The 16,586-nt window shown below is 42.6% G+C and carries 13 protein-coding genes; 6 read left to right on the top strand and 7 right to left on the bottom strand.

Annotation, left to right across the window (positions count from 1 at the left end; genetic code table 11):
• Positions 1-358: 358 nt before the first annotated feature.
• A complete protein-coding gene (gene nspC, locus Q0890_RS09670; RefSeq protein ID WP_299220107.1) occupies positions 359-1,576 on the bottom strand; it encodes a carboxynorspermidine decarboxylase in 1,218 nt (405 codons plus the stop codon).
• Between the two features lie 90 nt (positions 1,577-1,666).
• On the opposite strand from nspC, the gene Q0890_RS09665 reads away from it, so the two are divergent.
• A complete protein-coding gene (locus Q0890_RS09665) occupies positions 1,667-2,332 on the top strand; it encodes a DUF924 family protein (protein ID WP_299220104.1) in 666 nt (221 codons plus the stop codon).
• Positions 2,333-2,424: 92 nt separating this feature from the next.
• Here the strand turns inward: Q0890_RS09665 and Q0890_RS09660 are convergent, their stop codons facing one another.
• The 3 genes from Q0890_RS09660 to lpxB all read right to left on the bottom strand — a co-directional run bounded on the left by Q0890_RS09660 (position 2,425) and on the right by lpxB (position 6,209).
• Positions 2,425-3,741, bottom strand: a complete 1,317-nt coding sequence (locus tag Q0890_RS09660) for a CAP domain-containing protein (RefSeq protein WP_299220102.1) — start codon at positions 3,739-3,741, stop codon at positions 2,425-2,427.
• A gap of 287 nt (positions 3,742-4,028) precedes the next feature.
• Positions 4,029-4,901, bottom strand: a complete 873-nt coding sequence (locus tag Q0890_RS09655) for a ribonuclease HII (protein ID WP_299220100.1) — start codon at positions 4,899-4,901, stop codon at positions 4,029-4,031.
• Between the two features lie 39 nt (positions 4,902-4,940).
• Entirely contained in the window at positions 4,941-6,209 is a 1,269-nt protein-coding gene (gene lpxB / locus Q0890_RS09650) for a lipid-A-disaccharide synthase (protein WP_299220846.1), read from the bottom strand.
• A 404-nt stretch (positions 6,210-6,613) separates the two neighbouring features.
• On the opposite strand from lpxB, the gene Q0890_RS09645 reads away from it, so the two are divergent.
• A complete protein-coding gene (locus tag Q0890_RS09645; protein WP_299220098.1) occupies positions 6,614-7,696 on the top strand; it encodes a 3-deoxy-7-phosphoheptulonate synthase in 1,083 nt (360 codons plus the stop codon).
• Positions 7,697-7,917: 221 nt separating this feature from the next.
• Here Q0890_RS09645 and pepN read toward each other — a convergent pair whose 3' ends face one another.
• Positions 7,918-10,518: an aminopeptidase N gene (gene pepN / locus Q0890_RS09640; RefSeq protein WP_299220843.1), complete on the bottom strand. Its 2,601-nt coding sequence runs from the start codon at positions 10,516-10,518 to the stop codon at positions 7,918-7,920.
• Between the two features lie 308 nt (positions 10,519-10,826).
• On the opposite strand from pepN, the gene Q0890_RS09635 reads away from it, so the two are divergent.
• The 3 genes from Q0890_RS09635 (at position 10,827) to Q0890_RS09625 (ending at position 13,063) form a co-directional block, all read left to right on the top strand.
• Positions 10,827-11,417 carry a DUF6231 family protein gene (locus Q0890_RS09635; RefSeq protein ID WP_299220095.1) on the top strand — a complete coding sequence of 197 codons (591 nt, stop codon included), beginning with the start codon at positions 10,827-10,829 and terminating at the stop codon, positions 11,415-11,417.
• 204 nt (positions 11,418-11,621) lie between these two features.
• Entirely contained in the window at positions 11,622-12,164 is a 543-nt protein-coding gene (gene pal, locus Q0890_RS09630) for a peptidoglycan-associated lipoprotein Pal (protein ID WP_299220091.1), read from the top strand.
• Positions 12,165-12,298: 134 nt separating this feature from the next.
• On the top strand, positions 12,299-13,063 hold the full coding sequence (locus tag Q0890_RS09625) for a 4'-phosphopantetheinyl transferase superfamily protein (RefSeq protein WP_299220088.1): 765 nt from the start codon (positions 12,299-12,301) through the stop codon (positions 13,061-13,063).
• Positions 13,064-13,206: 143 nt separating this feature from the next.
• Here the strand turns inward: Q0890_RS09625 and Q0890_RS09620 are convergent, their stop codons facing one another.
• The gene (locus Q0890_RS09620) at positions 13,207-14,139 is read right to left on the bottom strand and encodes a hypothetical protein (protein ID WP_299220085.1); all 933 of its coding nucleotides are present in this window, start codon (positions 14,137-14,139) and stop codon (positions 13,207-13,209) included.
• A gap of 546 nt (positions 14,140-14,685) precedes the next feature.
• Here Q0890_RS09620 and Q0890_RS09615 point away from each other — a divergent pair.
• A complete protein-coding gene (locus Q0890_RS09615) occupies positions 14,686-15,444 on the top strand; it encodes an IclR family transcriptional regulator (RefSeq protein ID WP_299220082.1) in 759 nt (252 codons plus the stop codon).
• A 108-nt stretch (positions 15,445-15,552) separates the two neighbouring features.
• Here Q0890_RS09615 and mmsB read toward each other — a convergent pair whose 3' ends face one another.
• Complete coding sequence (gene mmsB / locus Q0890_RS09610) at positions 15,553-16,527, bottom strand: 3-hydroxyisobutyrate dehydrogenase (RefSeq protein WP_299220079.1); 975 nt, start codon at positions 16,525-16,527, stop codon at positions 15,553-15,555.
• Between the last annotated feature and the right edge of the window lie 59 nt (positions 16,528-16,586).

Raw genomic sequence — 16,586 nt, 5'->3', positions numbered from 1 at the left:
TGCGTGAATTAAAAAGGAAGACCGAGGAAAACCCACGCACCCGTCGAACAAACCGCCCTTTTTGTTTGTAGGCGCTTTGTTCGACGCGATTATAACAATTTTTATCCCACTATCGACAAAAATAATGTAGAAAAAACCAATGAATTTAAAGTTTAAACCCTTACCCTTAAGTCTTTGTTTTTGATAATTTAACTTTAACAACGAAGCCTTATATAGTCAATCCGATATAAAAACGATACAGTGAGATGAAAAGTTGTTTTTCGCAGCATCTGTCTGCGTAGGCACAGCAAGCAAGAAAAACAACTTTTCATTGAGCAGCTTGATAGCCATGTATCTGATTTATTTGGATTCAAATATACTAAGACAAGCTGGCTTTGTAATCTTGATAATCAAATTCGCGCTGCACATCAATACTGCCATCTAGACGTCGAATCACAATCGCTGGCATATTAACACCATTAAACCAGTTTTTCTTAACCATGGTATAGCCTGCCGCATTACCAAAGCTTATGGTATCGCCAATTTTTAACGGTTTTGCCAATTGATATTCACCAAAAATATCCCCTGCCAAGCAAGAGCGTCCGTAGATAATAGTATTGTCAGCAGCGTCTTGTTGTACTTGTTCGACAGGCATCACCTCCACTGACTCTGCATTGACAGAAGTGATTGGCGCAGACTCACGATAAATCAGCAAATCAAGCATATGCGCCTCGATAGAGGCATCGACGACGGCGAGATTTTTGTCATTGTGCATGGTGTCCAGCACTGTCGTGACCAGCGTGCCAGCGCCATGGATACTCGCCTCGCCCGGCTCAAGATAGACTTGTACGCCGTATTTTTCACTAAAGCCTTTTAATCTGTCGGCTAATTTTTCTAGCGGATAATCAGGCGCAATAAAATGAATACCGCCGCCCAAACTCACCCACTCAAGTTGCGCTAAAATATCACCAAATCTATCTTCGATATCAGCTAAGCTTTCGCTAAACGCCTCAAAGCTATCATTCTCGCAGTTGTTATGAATCATGACGCCTGTGATATCGCTCAGTACCGCCTTGATTTTATCCTTATCATGCTCGCCCAAGCGGCTAAAAGGACGAGCAGGATCTGCGATAATAAAAGACGAGTTGCTGGTCTTTGGGTTGAGACGTAGCCCGACAGGTATGTTTTTTGTATGCGCCTTATCTTTAAAGGCATGCAACTGCGGAATGGAGTTAAAAATAATCTTGTCCGCGTAGTTTAATACCTCATCGATTTCGTCCGCGCTGTAAGCCACGCTATAGGCATGAGTTTCTTTTTTGCCGTCTCTACTTTCTTCGCTGTTATTACCAAAAGTTTCATAGCCTAACCGTACTTCATTGAGCGAAGACGAGGTCGTACCATGCAAAAAGGGAGTCATCACATCGAACACGCCCCACGTGGCAAAGCACTTAAGCGCAAGCAATGCTTTTGCGCCTGATAACTCACATAGCCGTGCAATAATCTGCATATTGGTAATGATTGCCGCTTCATCGAGCAAATAATAAGGCGTTGACGGTGTTAACAAATGGCTGGTTTTTATGGGGTTGTTAGAATGCATAAGAGGTTACCTAATAGCGGCTGTCGGCATCATGACAGATATAAATATTTGCGTTATAGTAGACTAAATCCATCACAATTAGAATATCTTATGTCACTATCAACTGATTATTCCACCTCTACCAGCTCAGCTAATTTATCGCAACTTGATCTAGAACATATTAATTTAGAATATCTTGACGCTGATGCACGTGCGGTCTTAGATTTTTGGTTCGATAAAGATAACGAGCAGTATTGGTTCGAACAAAACAATAACTTTGATAAACAGATAAAAGAGAAATTTGACGATATTTGGCAAGCAGCCCAGCAAGGCGAATGCGTGACGTGGCGTATTGCAGACGCGCCAGCAGACAATAATAGCTCAATCACTGCTTTGGCAGGACGATTGGCAGAGATTATCGTGTTAGATCAGTTTTCGCGCAATCTGTGTCGCAAGCAGGCAGACGCTTTTGCACAAGATGGAATGGCTTTGGTGTTGGCACAAGAAGCTATTAAACAACCACATTTTGACACACTACCAACGTTATGGCGCAAATTTATCATCATGCCGTTTATGCATTCTGAATCGGCGATGATTCATGAACGCTATCTGCCACTGTTTGAGCAATTAGACGACTCTGAAACATTGGATTTTGAGCATCGTCATAAAGACATTATCGACCAGTTTGGTCGTTTTCCCCATCGTAACGGGGTATTAGACCGAGAGTCCACTGATGCTGAAGAAGAGTTTTTACAACAGCCGAACTCGTCGTTTTAAAGCTTTTCACTTTATAAAAGAAGGGCTGAATCAGTAATTCGATTCAGCCCTTCTTTTATGAGGTATATATAATACTTATATGAACCGCTTAGCTAGTAGTTAACCTCACCTGTAGTAAAGGTGATTTTCTTAGTCTCTTGGGTCTTATTGTCCACTAAGACATCAAAACTGACTTGATATTCACTATCACCATAAAGCCCGCAGTTCTTACCTTTCCTCCGCCCTTTTTCACAACTTTTTAGACTATCAGTAAGGGGTAAAATAAAAGCTTCATTTTTTGGCAACTCATAAGCGGTTCTCTTATGAGGGTCGTTACTATAGTCCAATAAATCAACTGGTACATCTATATTACGTTTGACGTCGCGAAACTTAATGTTGCTCACTTTAATGCTCTTCGCTGATGGCATATTGATATAGATAGGCTGGCCAATAGGGTCAGTACCTAGGTTACGGCCTGTCCCTGCGACTGGGCTTGGAAATTCATTGTAAAGCGCTGTATTGGTATCTACTACGTCAGTACAAGGATAAGTAAACAGCCCATTAACCGTACGATTTTCTGTTTTTTTATCGGCTGATGAGGCGTTGACAAGGACATAACCTTGGCTTTTGTCAGCAGCTTTGCCATAAGGTTTGTAAGCTATCATACCTGAGCCTGTTTGGCTAAGGTTAGGCGTTACCAGTAGACGCATATGATAAGGGGCCGCCAATAAAGATTTTGTCATTGAATGTGCTGCATAATCTGGTGAGGCAACTTTACCAGCTGAGCTGTAGTAGGTAACTCTCGAGATATTTTCCACGACGCCATAAGCCAAATTTGAATACCTCGCTTTAAGCAGACGATCTTTAAAGCTAGTACCTGTAAAGAACGGATTATTTTTTCCTGTCCAATTCCTTATGTCTGAAATATCTTCTTCACCATGAGCATTAAAAACCGTTGGTCTGCTATTTGAGAACACATGCTGGATATACTGCGCATGTTGCGTGGCTATTTTGGTTAGCTCATCGTTATCTGCCATTCCGCCAAGCGCACAAGCCTGTCTTTGTGAGCTTAGTAGATTTGATCCTACTTGCGCAGCCCCCTTATGGCTCTTGCTTTCAACGCCTCTCATATCAACTTCAGTCTTTAATACAGGCTTTGTATTTGTCGTATTAGTATCTGATGGCGTTGGAGTAGTAGGTTCTGATGTTTCAGGAGAGGTGGTAGGCTTTGAGGGTGTATAAGTGTCGTTAGGTACTGTTGGGCTTACAGTTTCAGACGAGTTAGAAGTGTCTGGACTACTACTCGAACCTGTATCAGCGCTCTTGTCACTGCCACTGTCACTACCGCCACCACCACCGCCACAAGCCGTTAAAAGAAGCGCTGAGGAGAGAGCCATGACAAGGCTTTTCTTTGAGGTAATAAAATTCATCGTTTATCCTATATCGTAAAATGAGCATATTGGGTGACCATAATCAGAATGAGCAATAAGTATGCCAATTGAAGATAAATAGAACCGTTTATGACCATAAAAAAACCGTCTGTAGTAGACGGTTTGATAAAACGTGAGTTTTATAAGTGCTTAAAGACACAACTTGAAGGATGGTTTTAAGGGACATTTTAGGAATAGTACAATGCTTTGCTTAGGCTATTTTCTTTTGCCTAGCTTAATTAAGACACACAGGAATCAATGAAGTAAATAGCCCTTTTATGGTTACTCTATCTTTCATTATTTAATGCTTTTCTTATCGGCGCAAAGCTACGACGATGCTCTGGCAATGGGCCATAAAGGTCCACAGCTTCCATATGAGCACGAGTAGGATAACCTTTATGTTTGGCAATACCGTATTGTGGATACAATGAATCTAGCTGATACATAGCTTGATCGCGGCTCACCTTTGCTAAGATACTGGCAGCTGCAATACTAGTGTGCCGTGCATCTCCCTTTACCCAAGCTTGGCAATCAATACTGGACTCAGATATACCAAGCGTTGCAAGTGTCAGATAATCCAGATCTGGACAGCGATTTCCATCGAATAATACTTGGGCTTGCAGCTTACAAGATGTACTACTCATAGTGTCTGCATAATGCGTTGCCACTGCTGTCAGTAAGGCTTCTGTACATAAGCGCATACCGAGCATAGTCGCTTGCAGTATATTGAGCTGATCAATGACCGCAGCTGGGATCTCAGCGATAACATAACCCAAAGCATGTTGCTGCACCAAAGGATAGAGCTTATCGCGCTTTTTTTCGCTTAACTTTTTGGAGTCCGTCAATATCGATAGAGGGGTATTTAGCAATGGCTGATTTTCTATCAGATCTGACCATATGCGCGGCAAAATTGCGCCAGCAACATTCACACTACCAAGCAAAGGCCCCCGCCCTGCTTCATCAATACCAATCTGTAGCGGCATCATTTCTGTTTCATGACCTGTAGTTGCAATCATCTGACATAAATCGTCAGTAAGCTTTACGTGACCATGCAAACGAACTGGAGCGACTAAGTCTATAAATTGTCCTTTGATATCTATAAGCACAATATCGCTTTTGATATGGATAATATGATTATCTAAACTGGTTTTGTGACTCATAAACAGCCTACTTCTTGTATATATTTTTATTGATTGCTATTAATAGCCATCTCTTTGCTGCTTTTGACTATCTTGAGCAAACCATTGCATAATGACACTATTGGCCGGTTCATGGTTGCTTTGCTGCTGTAAGGTTCGCTTGGTATCGATCAAAGCCTGTAGCTGCTCGGCATAGGCGCGAGGCTGCAATAGTTTTGTGACTGTCCGGCAAATGTTTTCTCCGTTTGCTTGCTCTTGTATCAGCTCAGGCACGATGGCTTTTGCTGCCAATATATTGGGCAATGCGACATAAGGCACTTTTACCAAACGTTTGGCAATTTGATAAGTCAGCTGGTTTAATTGGTAGATGACGACCATGGGACGCTCAAGGAGCATGGCTTCAAGTGTCGCTGTACCTGACGCTAGCATAACAATATCAGAGGCCGCCATGGCTTGTTGACTAAAGGTTGGCTGACTTTGGTCATAGACTACGACGATGGCTGCACGCAACTGCTCTGAGCGCTGATCAATCACATCTTGCACGATATATTGATGGTTTTGATCAACAGTCGGTATGATAAAACACAACTTAGGATCGACCAACAATAACTTTTGAATACCCTCTAACATCAGTGGCAAAATCGCTGTTATCTCGCCGCGTCTCGACCCTGGCATCACACAAATCAGCTGACTTACCTCATCAAAACGTTCAACGAAGAACTGCTGTAAACCATCATTTTGCCAAACCAACTCACTACGCAGATGATTGGTTGGTGTATCTACCAAGTCTTGGTTTAAGGTTCGCAGTAGCGGATGACCGACGCATACGGCAGGATGATTGTGGCGCTCATACACTGTCAGCTCAAATGGAAACAAGCACAGCACCAAGTCGGTCGCTGCTTTGATACCATGTATACGCGACTCACGCCATGCCCAAATTGATGGGCTGACATACTGCACGCAGAACACCCCTTTTGGTTTGAGCTTCTTTGCAACCCTTAGATTAAAATCAGGCGCATCAATACCGACAAACCAGTCTATATGCGCAGTTTGAAAGGCAGATAGCAACTCACGGCGGGCTTTAAGCAAGTCAGATAATTGCGACAAAACCTCTACCAATCCCATCACTGCTAGACGCGCTAATGGAAAAATACTATGTAGCCCTTGCGCTTGCATTTTTGCACCGCCAACCCCGACCCATACGATATCATCACGCAGATTATTCATTTGCTGCATAAAGTCTGCGCCCAGACTATCGCCAGATACTTCACCTGCTACAATACCAATCACAAACGGTTTATGGGGTGGATGCTGTTCATCCTTTACCATACCAAACGGGTCGGCAGACGCTTGGGTACCTTGAAAAGGTGAGGCAGAATCAATCATGACAAACTCTCAATATTAACAACGCAAAGACAAATGACGAACCATTTAAAATATATCGACGCTTAGGCTAAACATATAATAATCATACGCTTAAAATCCGATAGACATGATGTATGTTAATCGACCTACTAAGCACGTTTATATATAGAGTGCATAAAAACATAGCCTATAACTACGCTATATAGAGGAAAAATATGCCCTACATCCTATAATAATAGGCAAGTATAACAAAATTTTGGTTTTAACATTCCAGTTATCAGTCAATTAACTCGCCGACTGCCCTTGCCAACCCGCTATTTTGACCGCATAATGAATATCCCTATATATTAGCTATATGAAGTAGAATTATGACAACAACAGCTACCCACAACGCAGATATTGATGACGTGAATATTGAACAACTCATCCCCTTGATTACTCCCGCTGAGTTAAAAGCTGAGCTACCTCTTTCAAACGAAGCTTATGAAACTGTTTCAAAGGGTCGTCATACTATTCAAGACATCTTAGATGGCAAAGATAAGCGCTTATTTGTGGTTATCGGACCTTGCTCTATTCACGATATCAAAGCGGCACACGAATACGCTGATCGCCTAGCCGTATTGGCAAAAGAAGTCGAAGATACTATTTTTGTCGTGATGCGTGTCTATTTTGAAAAGCCGCGTACCACTGTCGGCTGGAAAGGCATGATTAACGATCCTGATATGAACGACAGTTTCGATATCGAAAAAGGCCTGCGTACTGCTCGCAAACTCTTGCTTGATTTAAATGAGAAGGGTTTGCCTTGTGCCACTGAAGCTTTGGATCCAAATACGCCACAGTACATGCAAGATCTGATCAGCTGGTCAGCGATTGGCGCACGTACGACAGAGAGTCAAACACATCGCGAGATGAGCTCAGGATTATCATGCCCAGTAGGCTTCAAAAACGGTACTGATGGCGGCATGACAGTCGCTGTGAATGCTATGCAAGCAGTAAAAGAAGGTCATAGCTTCCTAGGTCTGTCATCAGATGGACAGGTCTCTATCATTAAGTCTAAAGGCAACTCTTATGCACACGTCGTACTGCGTGGCGGTAATGGTAAGCCCAACTACGATGAGACGGCAGTTGCTCAAGCTGAAAATGAGCTGGCAAAAGGTAAAACCAACAGCAAGATTATGATTGATTCAAGTCATGCAAATTCAGGCAAAGACCCATATTTACAGCCTATGGTCATTCAAAATGTCGCAGAGCAAATTCAAAAAGGCAACAAGTCTATCATTGGCATGATGATTGAAAGTCATCTAAAAGGTGGCAACCAAAAACTGACAGCGGACTTAAGTCAACTTGAGTATGGCAAATCTATCACTGATGGGTGTCTTGATTGGGATAGTACCGTCACTGCTATACATAATCTACGCGATATGGTTAAAGACATTTTGCCCAATCGTTAATTGTTGACCATCGATTGCCTAAATGGTTATCAAAAAAGAAAAATCCCATCTATTCGTAGGTGGGTTTTTTATTGTCTAACTAAATTGAAATTATAGGCTTTTTCTTACTATGCGATAAATGAGCTTTAGATGGTGAGGGAATACAATCAATGCTACATAATGTCAAAAGGCTAAACTAATATTTTAGTTTAGCCTTTTATTTTGATTGTTAAAGCAAATTATTAGTCCGCCTTTGCACTCAATACGCTATCTAAGCTCTCAAGTACATGCTTAGAAGATACCTTTTTCTGCAAGCTGATAAGCTGCTCATGCGCCATTTGACGACGCGGCTCGACCAAAGTATACCAACGTGCGAGCACTTGCAATAAGCGCGAGGCCAAGACAGGATTAGACTCATCCAGTCTTTGAATAACATCAGTATAAATCCTGAGGCCCTCTGATGTCCAAAGTACGGTCGGCTGGGAAGCAAAAGCACTAATGACTGAGCGTACACGATTGGGCGTATTCCAATCGAAATCTGCATGAGTCAGCAGATCGTTAATCTTATCCGTATTCACATTGTCAGCAGCGGCTTGCACACTGAACCACAAATCAATCACTAAATCATCTGCTTGAAAGCGATTATAAAAATCTGCCAAATACTTATCAGCATTTGCGACCTGATGGTTGACCATCGCCTTTAAAGCACCAAAGCGTTCGGTCATACAGCTGGCATTATCGTACTGCTGCTGCGCCCATTCAGCTGCTCCTGTAACTTTGGCAGTCAATGCCATATCTAATACCACGTTACGCAATGCACGCATCCCGCGAGCCTCAGAGCTATCTTCATAAGACTGTAGCGGTAGTTGTTCATATAGCGTTGTCCACTGCGGCGATAGCGACTCTGCTACTTGGCGATACAAGCCTTCACGCTGCTCTTTAATCAATACTGGATCATAGTCTTTGTGGATAGCAGAGGCCAGCTCTTGCGCGGATGGAATATCAAGCAAGCGCGCAGCCAACATGGCATCATCGGTCGCCAACGTTGGCAATGTCTGTGCCAATGCTTGCAGATACACTTCCGGATTGCTTTTAGTGCCCTGACCTTGCAGTAAAATACGATTGACGAGCATTTGCGTCACTTGCCAGCGGTTGAAACCGTTGGTCTCATGCGTGAGCAAAAATGCCAAGTCCTCATCTTGATAATCATAATTGAGCTGTACTGGGGCACTAAAATCACGGAGCAATGACACCACAGGCTCGCTAGTAATATTATCGAAGCTAAAAGTTTGCTCAGCCTGATCTAATAGCAACATACGCTCGCCAACTATGTCACCAGACGCTTTATCGAATAGTGCTGTCGCGACTGGAATTGGTAAAGGCTTAGGCGCTTCAAATCCGTTCACATGGCGCGTTTGCTGACTTAAAGTAATGGTCAGCGTTTGCGTCTCACGATCATAGGCTTGATGACCAGATAGCATTGGTGTACCTGGTTGACGGTACCAATCAATAAAGTTCTCAATTTTATCGTCAGTGATACTTAAGGCTGATAAAAAGTCCTCAACTGTGACGGCCTGGCCATCGTAACGACGGAAATATTCGTCAGTGCCTTTACGAAAATTGTCTGACCCCAATGTATTAGCCAGCATGCGTACAATTTCAGCGCCTTTTTCATAGACAGTCGTGGTATAAAAGTTATTGATCTCAACAAAGCTCTCAGGACGTACGGGATGCGCCAATGGTCCTGCATCTTCCGTGAACTGATGCGCGCGCAATGTTGCTACGTCATCGATACGCTGTACTGCACTTGACTGCTGATCCGCCGAAAACGATTGATCACGGTAGACGGTAAAGCCTTCTTTTAGGCACAATTGAAACCAGTCGCGGCAGGTAATACGGTTGCCTGTCCAATTGTGAAAGTATTCGTGAGCGATAACGGCTTTGACATTGAAGCTACGCGCATCGGTCGTGGTCTCAGGGCTAGATAATACACAGGCAGTATTAAAGATGTTTAGGCCCTTATTCTCCATTGCACCCATATTAAACTGACTGACCGCGACTATCATATAACGATCCAAGTCATAGGCCCGGCCATAATTGACCTCATCCCATGCCATGGCGTCTTTTAATGCTTGCATACCGACATGGCATTTGTCAATATCGCTAGACTTAGCGTACACTTCCAGCAGGACTTCACGGCCTTCACTGGTCGTATAATGATCGGTAAGCACATCTAAATCGGCGGCAACACAGGCAAACAGATAACTTGGCTTATTGGTCGGATCATGCCAAATAGCATAGTGACGGTCTGGCGCCTCTACAACGTCCCCTTGCTCAACCAAATTACCATTGGCAAGCAGTGTTGGATAGCGTTTATTCGCTTCAACGCGCGTAGTAAATATTGCCAACACATCGGGACGATCTGGATAAAAAGTAATCTTGCGAAAGCCTTCTGGCTCACACTGAGTGACGAACATGGTATCACTGCCAGTGCCTGCCATATACAAACCTTCGAGTGCCGTATTGGTTTGCGGATGAATACGAACCTGCAACTCTAATGTTAAGTTATTAGGCGCATCGCTAATCGTAAGTTTGCCATCTGCTTGGCTATACTGCTCAGAGCTTAGCGGCTCACCGTCAACCATAATAGTAACAAGCTCAACGTCTTCACCGTACAGCACTAAATCACCTGCCGCTTGACGGTTCATGACCAGCCTACTATCGACCGTTGCATGATCGTCAAATATCTTTATATCTAAATCTACAGTATCCACATCAAAACTTGGCAATTGATAGTCTGTCAGGTGGATTTTTCTAGGGGCATGTGGTGGTACATCAGGCATATCAGGATTGATGATTTGCGCATCGGTTTCAGAGACAGACATAAAGATTCCTATTATTTAAGATGGTTACATTTTAGGTAATGGTTGTCAGTATAGTGAGCATGGCTATCGAATAAAACTATAGGATAAATTGCATCCTATATTTACAAAGTATTGTAATTGCATCAGTATTGTATAGCAGTTAATTATACTGCTAGATTGGCTTAATCTACGAAATTTCAAGCGTAAAACAGTTTTAAGATCAGTCGCCAAACTTTATGTTTATCCTTTATAATAAAACTCATCTATTTATCTGCTGGCACTACTTCATGACTGACCTCTCGGCAAACACACCTGAACTTGATATGACGGCTCTTACAATATTGCGCGAATATATCGAGGTGCTGTTACCCACCCTTGCAGATTCGAATGATAAAAAAACAGATGAAGACAGACAAAAGACGTCTCAATTGTTATGGATAGCTGAAGATCAAAAAATGATAGCTGAGTTGAGGACGCAGTTGAGTCTGAACGACGATGAGACCGACACTTTATTTCATTTAACTACATTGCCAGCACTAAATACACAGCAGCTATCACAGCGCTATCAGCTGGCCTGCTTTTGGCTACCCAATCTATCATCAGACATATTGAAAGCCTCTATTCCTTTGCTCATGCGCTACCGCGACCTCTACGCTGCTCACCTACTTATCGTCCTTGATAGTACTTTAGATCTACGAGCTTACGGATTTACGCCCCTTAACCTTTTAGGTGACACTCGCTTGCCTAACTCATCTTCAAACTTACCAGCATCGTTAATGCTATGGCAATTTAATTTGTATGATTATAAAAAGCTGCCAAATTGGTTGAATGCCGACTATTGGGCCAACCCTGATAACTGGGATAAGCATCGCTGGTAATAGCGTCGTAGTAGCATAAATTGTCAAATTACTGATTCTCACCAAAAATTGCCAAAAGCGTATTGTAATAGTTGACAAATTTTGACATGATTTACGGTAATGTTATTTACATAACGTAACATTGATTTTTCTATGGGCATTTATGCCTAAGCTTTATGGTAAGTATTAAAAAAAACAATTCTATCAAAATTTTAGGAGTTTATTATGTCAGTTTATTTTAGCTCAGTAACTAGCAGCCGTTTTGCAAAAATCGCTACCCTTGCTCTATTGTCAGGCACTGTTGCCCTAACAACTGGTTGTGCCACCAAGCGCGCTACTTCAGAAGTCGTTGTGGCTCCTTTAGGTATCCCAGGTGGTCAAGCTGGTTATACTGGCGCTGTGGTCGTAGACAATTCAAGTGCTATCGTAACTGGCGCAGAAAACTTACAAGCGGTGGTATATTTCGATTTTGATAGCAGCGAGATCACCCCACAAGCTGCCAGTGTACTAAACCAACATGCAAGTTTGCTTAGCTCAAATCCTGCCGCTGGTGTTGTGATTGCAGGTCATACTGATGAGCGTGGTAGCCGTGAGTACAATATGGCACTTGGCGAGCGCCGCGCGCAAGCAGCTCGTAACTACCTTGCAGCTCAAGGTATTAGCGTTAACAACATTCGCGTCATCAGCTATGGCGAAGAGCGTCCTGCTGCTACTGGTACTACCGAACAAGCCTACGCACAGAACCGCCGTGCTGAGCTTTCTTACTAATATCTAGTAGACACAATTATTATATTTTTACTAAAAAATGTTCTAATATCAAAAGCTCAACAAGAGTGACATTGTTGGGCTTTTATATTAACTTTGGCAAACGCTTTGTTTCTTAAATACCTGATCTATAAGTTATGCACATTCCGCATCTTTATGACACTCAATATACGCAGCTCAGTCCCACGACGTGGTGCGCAACCGCTTATGTGAGCGCCCCTATGAGTCTACGCTTGTGGAATGAGCTACCTTGGTTGTCAATAGCCAATACTTTACATGCCTCTTCTATCAACTTCTCCACTCTTGAATGGCAATACCGTCTACCTACTCATGGTTCATCCGTACAAAAAAACGCCCAAAGACAACGTCGACAGCAACGCATGGGCGTACGACGATTACTGCAAGAGCTTCTCACCACATTAGAAATCGATGATACGTTAAACGAAGCCCAGTTTCCCTATCGTCTTAATAGTAGTAGTTACTATGTGTGCTTTAGCCATTCAAGTACTGGCAGTGCCAATAATAGCAATGACAATCCAAATGCTAGCGTTGCAGTGGTCATTAGCCATCAACGTATGGTCGGTATTGACATAGAGACCAACCAAGTTGCTTGGCACGTAGCCCAGCGTTTTTATCATCCTAACGAAATCACCCTACTACAAGCGTTACCATTAGATCAGCGTGATACCGTGGTCAAATTACTTTGGCAAATAAAAGAGAGCTTTATCAAGATCAACCATCATACCCTTGCACAAGGGCTGGGGATGAACTACCAGTATCTCATCTCTGACATCGCCACTAACCTTGAACAAGATAAGTCGCTTGCCACTCTGACCGACAATCAGCCACTTCCTTATCAGATCGTTATTTTGTTTTCTTATCAAACGGTAATAATATTTTGAGATTCTAAATATTGATATGCTATCAAGATTTTCACATTATATTAATCCAAACATTTTATTACAGACAAAAAAACGACCCTTTTTAGGGTCGTTTTTTATACACTTACTTTTCTTCTCACAACAATACTGAGACTGTCATCAGATTAGAAGCGGTAAGTGGCACCAACTTTAACAATTGGGAACCATTCTAACCAATCTTTATCTTCTAGCTCGCGTTCAGCGATGTTAGCAACTTCACTACCTTTGATAGATTGAGTGTTGCCTTGTGCATCTGTGTAATTAACATCGGCATCTGGGTTAGTTGAACGAACAGTAGCGTCCGTTTTACCCATATATGCTGCACCGACTTCACCAAATACACCCCAGTTATTACCGATATTTGGACGGAAACCAATAGTACCATATGGAGCAAGCTTGTTACGATGCTCTAAACTACCTTCTAAGTTACCAGTTTGAGCAGCATTATACTGAATGCCATCAAGTTTGAAGAAATCACCTTCAGCATTAGCAGTTACATCAATATCGTTATCAGGGACGATAACACCAGCGCCCATTGTGAACCAGTTACCAGCAGGACGTAGTTGTACGCCTAGGTATGGGTTGCTAAAGTCAGCATCCACATCATAGTTGACATCATCAGCATCGAAATCACCGCCAAAAAGGTCAGCAACATCACCACCTGCCCAACCAGCTTGTAGTTCAGTCTTGTCGTTGATGCTCCATGCTACGTTAGCACCATAACCTAAAGTACCAACTTCAGCGCTTACAGCAGCTGGATTGATAGCTGTATTAAATAGAGTTTTAGTACCACCGAAGATAGCGCCAGTGGTGTTACGGATGATACCCGCGTCGTTGTTATAAGCGGCAGGAGCTGGTTCAGCTTCATAAGCAACTGGCTCAGCTTCGTACGCTACTGGCTCAGCTTCATAAGCAACAGCTACCGGCTCAGCTTCATATACAACAGCATCTGCAGTTGCAGCTTGAGTATCATCTACAACGATTACAGGCTCAGCGGCTAAAGCAGCAGATGACGCTAGAACAGCGGCAGAAATTGCAGTTAGTTTAATAAGTTTCATGTTTGTTCTCCTAAAGATATGAAATAACTAGCCCCAAAAAAACGATTATTTCTTTTGTATTTTAAACAACCGTTTTTGTTGAGCAGATTAAAACAATTTTGGCTTTAAAAGTCACCCCTGAATAGAGGCATTTTATTTGCCATTATGTAAAGATTGCATAGAAATTGTAATAATTGCTACACGAACCTGTAAAAAATCGCTTTACCGTTACAAGATACGCTCAAAGTAATTAAAAGTATGTATACATACCCTCTAAATACTAAAAGCTTGTGCAACAGTGCTGCAAAGTATGTAAACATAATGTCTTACTCGATCAATTAATACAATAATGGTTATATAGTTTATTACTTCTGTTTGTTGTGATTTGTCAGATGATGTATCTACAGTTGCTCTCAAAAAAAGTTTGTGATACCTGTGAGATTTATTGCGTGTTTTCTTTTATAATATTAATCATAGCGTTTGTCCTATGATATTTGCCATAAGTCGTTAGTGTGTCTAATCGTGCGATACATCATGTTATTTACCACTTATTATTAAGCTACCTATATGCCTAAAGTGTCTTCAATTACGCGTGTATTAGAGATTATAGAAAAGATATCCTATGCACCCAAACCTATCTCTCCGCTTGAGCTTTCTCAAGAGCTTGATATACCGAAACCGACGATTCATCGCTTGATTCAAAACTTGGTTGATGAAGGGTTTGTGGCTGTTGATATTGGCGGCGGTATCATTCCTGGTAAGCGGGTGCGCAACTTAAGCGTAGCATTATGGCAACAGCGTCAGTTCTTTAATGAGCGTGAAGTTATTTTGCAAAAACTGGTCGAGGATATTCAAGAAACTTGCGGTATTGGCATTCCTTATCATATGAACATGGTCTATACCAATCGTGTGACAACCACACTGCCCCTACAAATATACTTGCCCGTCGGCGCCAAGTCTCCTATGTGGTGTACGGCCACTGGCAAACTTTATTTAAGCCAGCTGTCGGCTTCAAGCCGTCGTAAAATGCTGAGCAATCTGACGTTAAATAAATTCACTAAGAACACCATCATAGATATCGATGCTTTAAACACTGAGCTTGATCGTATCGCTAAAATGGGAGTCGGCGTAGATAACGAAGAATTTATCTCAGAGATGGTGGCAGTCTCAGTACCCATCCTAGACAAAAAATCGCGGTATTTGGCCTCCTTGTATGTGCATGCGCCTACTGTGCGAGTGTCTCTCGATGAGCTACTCGAACATGTGCCACGATTACAGACAGCAGCGCAGGATATACAAGCCTTGGTTTATGAATTACAAAGTTAGCTTTTATGTCTTGCATAAAAAAGGTCTTCACTATAATGATAATGAAGACCTTTTTTGTGCGCTAATATATCGATAAGCGATATATTGTCTTAAAACGCCTAGATAGACTTAAGACAATACTGAATGATCATGATAGGCCATAATACTAGAAAAGTCTCTATCGCCATTATCGCGTGCATGCGCTTCGTAAAGCTCTGTGGCCTTAGCGCCCATCGGCGTCTCAACCTCAGTATCCTTTGCAGTTTGCATGGCAAGATCAAGATCTTTTTGCATAAGCTTGCTCATAAATCCTCCTTTATAGCCATTGCTAGAAGGAACATTTTCTAGCACTTTTGGATAAGGGTTATAGACTTCGAGCGTCCAGTTGCGCCCTGAGCTTTGCAGCATGATATCTGATAATACTTTGGGATCTAAGCCATTTTTGACCCCTAAATTGATCGCTTCTGCCGTCCCTGCCATGAGTATTCCTAAGAGCATATTGTTGCAAATTTTGGCAACTTGTCCAGCGCCATGCTCGCCTGCATGAAAAATATTTTTGCCCATGACGGCCAGTATCGGCTCAGCTTTGGCAAACGCTTCAACGCTGCCGCCAACGATAAAAGTCAAACTACCAGCGATGGCGCCGCCCGTACCGCCAGAGACCGGGGCATCCAAAAAGTCTACCCCAAGCTTACTTGCTGCCTCTGCCACCAATCTTGCGTCAGCTGCAGCGATGGTACTGCTATCGATGACCAACGTACCTTTGGGTAACTCTGCAAGCAAACCGTTGGTTCCATCTTCGCCTAGATAGACAGAATGCACGTGCTTACCAGCGGGTAGCATGCTGATGACAACTTGTGCATTGCTCGCAGCGCTCTTAGGGCTATCTGCGATGCTAGCACCTGCTTGCTCTAGACGCTGAGTGGCGTCTGCTGACAAATCATAGACTGATAGCGTATAACCAGCTTTTAACAAGTTTTCTGCCATTGGGGCGCCCATATTTCCAAGTCCAATAAAGGCAATATTTGGCTTATCAGTGTTATTGTCAGACATAGTGGCATTATTTGATTCTTTATTATTCAACTCTGTATCCTTTGTACCCATCTCATCGCTCCTTGATGATTGCTTATTGTTTACATATATATGTAGAAGACAGTGCTATA

It is taken from the genome of uncultured Psychrobacter sp., assembly GCF_947488565.1.
GTDB lineage: Bacteria > Pseudomonadota > Gammaproteobacteria > Pseudomonadales > Moraxellaceae > Psychrobacter > Psychrobacter saeujeotis.
Note: the sequence above shows the minus strand (reverse complement) of the source record. Positions and strands in the feature narration are given on the sequence as shown.

Coding starts and splice junctions, on each gene's coding strand:
- nspC (WP_299220107.1), bottom strand. CDS start 1,576: ATGCATTCTAACAACCCCATAAAAACCAGCCATTTGTTAACACCGTCA.
- Q0890_RS09665 (WP_299220104.1), top strand. CDS start 1,667: ATGTCACTATCAACTGATTATTCCACCTCTACCAGCTCAGCTAATTTA.
- Q0890_RS09660 (WP_299220102.1), bottom strand. CDS start 3,741: ATGAATTTTATTACCTCAAAGAAAAGCCTTGTCATGGCTCTCTCCTCA.
- Q0890_RS09655 (WP_299220100.1), bottom strand. CDS start 4,901: ATGAGTCACAAAACCAGTTTAGATAATCATATTATCCATATCAAAAGC.
- lpxB (WP_299220846.1), bottom strand. CDS start 6,209: ATGGTAAAGGATGAACAGCATCCACCCCATAAACCGTTTGTGATTGGT.
- Q0890_RS09645 (WP_299220098.1), top strand. CDS start 6,614: ATGACAACAACAGCTACCCACAACGCAGATATTGATGACGTGAATATT.
- pepN (WP_299220843.1), bottom strand. CDS start 10,518: ATGCCTGATGTACCACCACATGCCCCTAGAAAAATCCACCTGACAGAC.
- Q0890_RS09635 (WP_299220095.1), top strand. CDS start 10,827: ATGACTGACCTCTCGGCAAACACACCTGAACTTGATATGACGGCTCTT.
- pal (WP_299220091.1), top strand. CDS start 11,622: ATGTCAGTTTATTTTAGCTCAGTAACTAGCAGCCGTTTTGCAAAAATC.
- Q0890_RS09625 (WP_299220088.1), top strand. CDS start 12,299: ATGCACATTCCGCATCTTTATGACACTCAATATACGCAGCTCAGTCCC.
- Q0890_RS09620 (WP_299220085.1), bottom strand. CDS start 14,139: ATGAAACTTATTAAACTAACTGCAATTTCTGCCGCTGTTCTAGCGTCA.
- Q0890_RS09615 (WP_299220082.1), top strand. CDS start 14,686: ATGCCTAAAGTGTCTTCAATTACGCGTGTATTAGAGATTATAGAAAAG.
- mmsB (WP_299220079.1), bottom strand. CDS start 16,527: ATGGGTACAAAGGATACAGAGTTGAATAATAAAGAATCAAATAATGCC.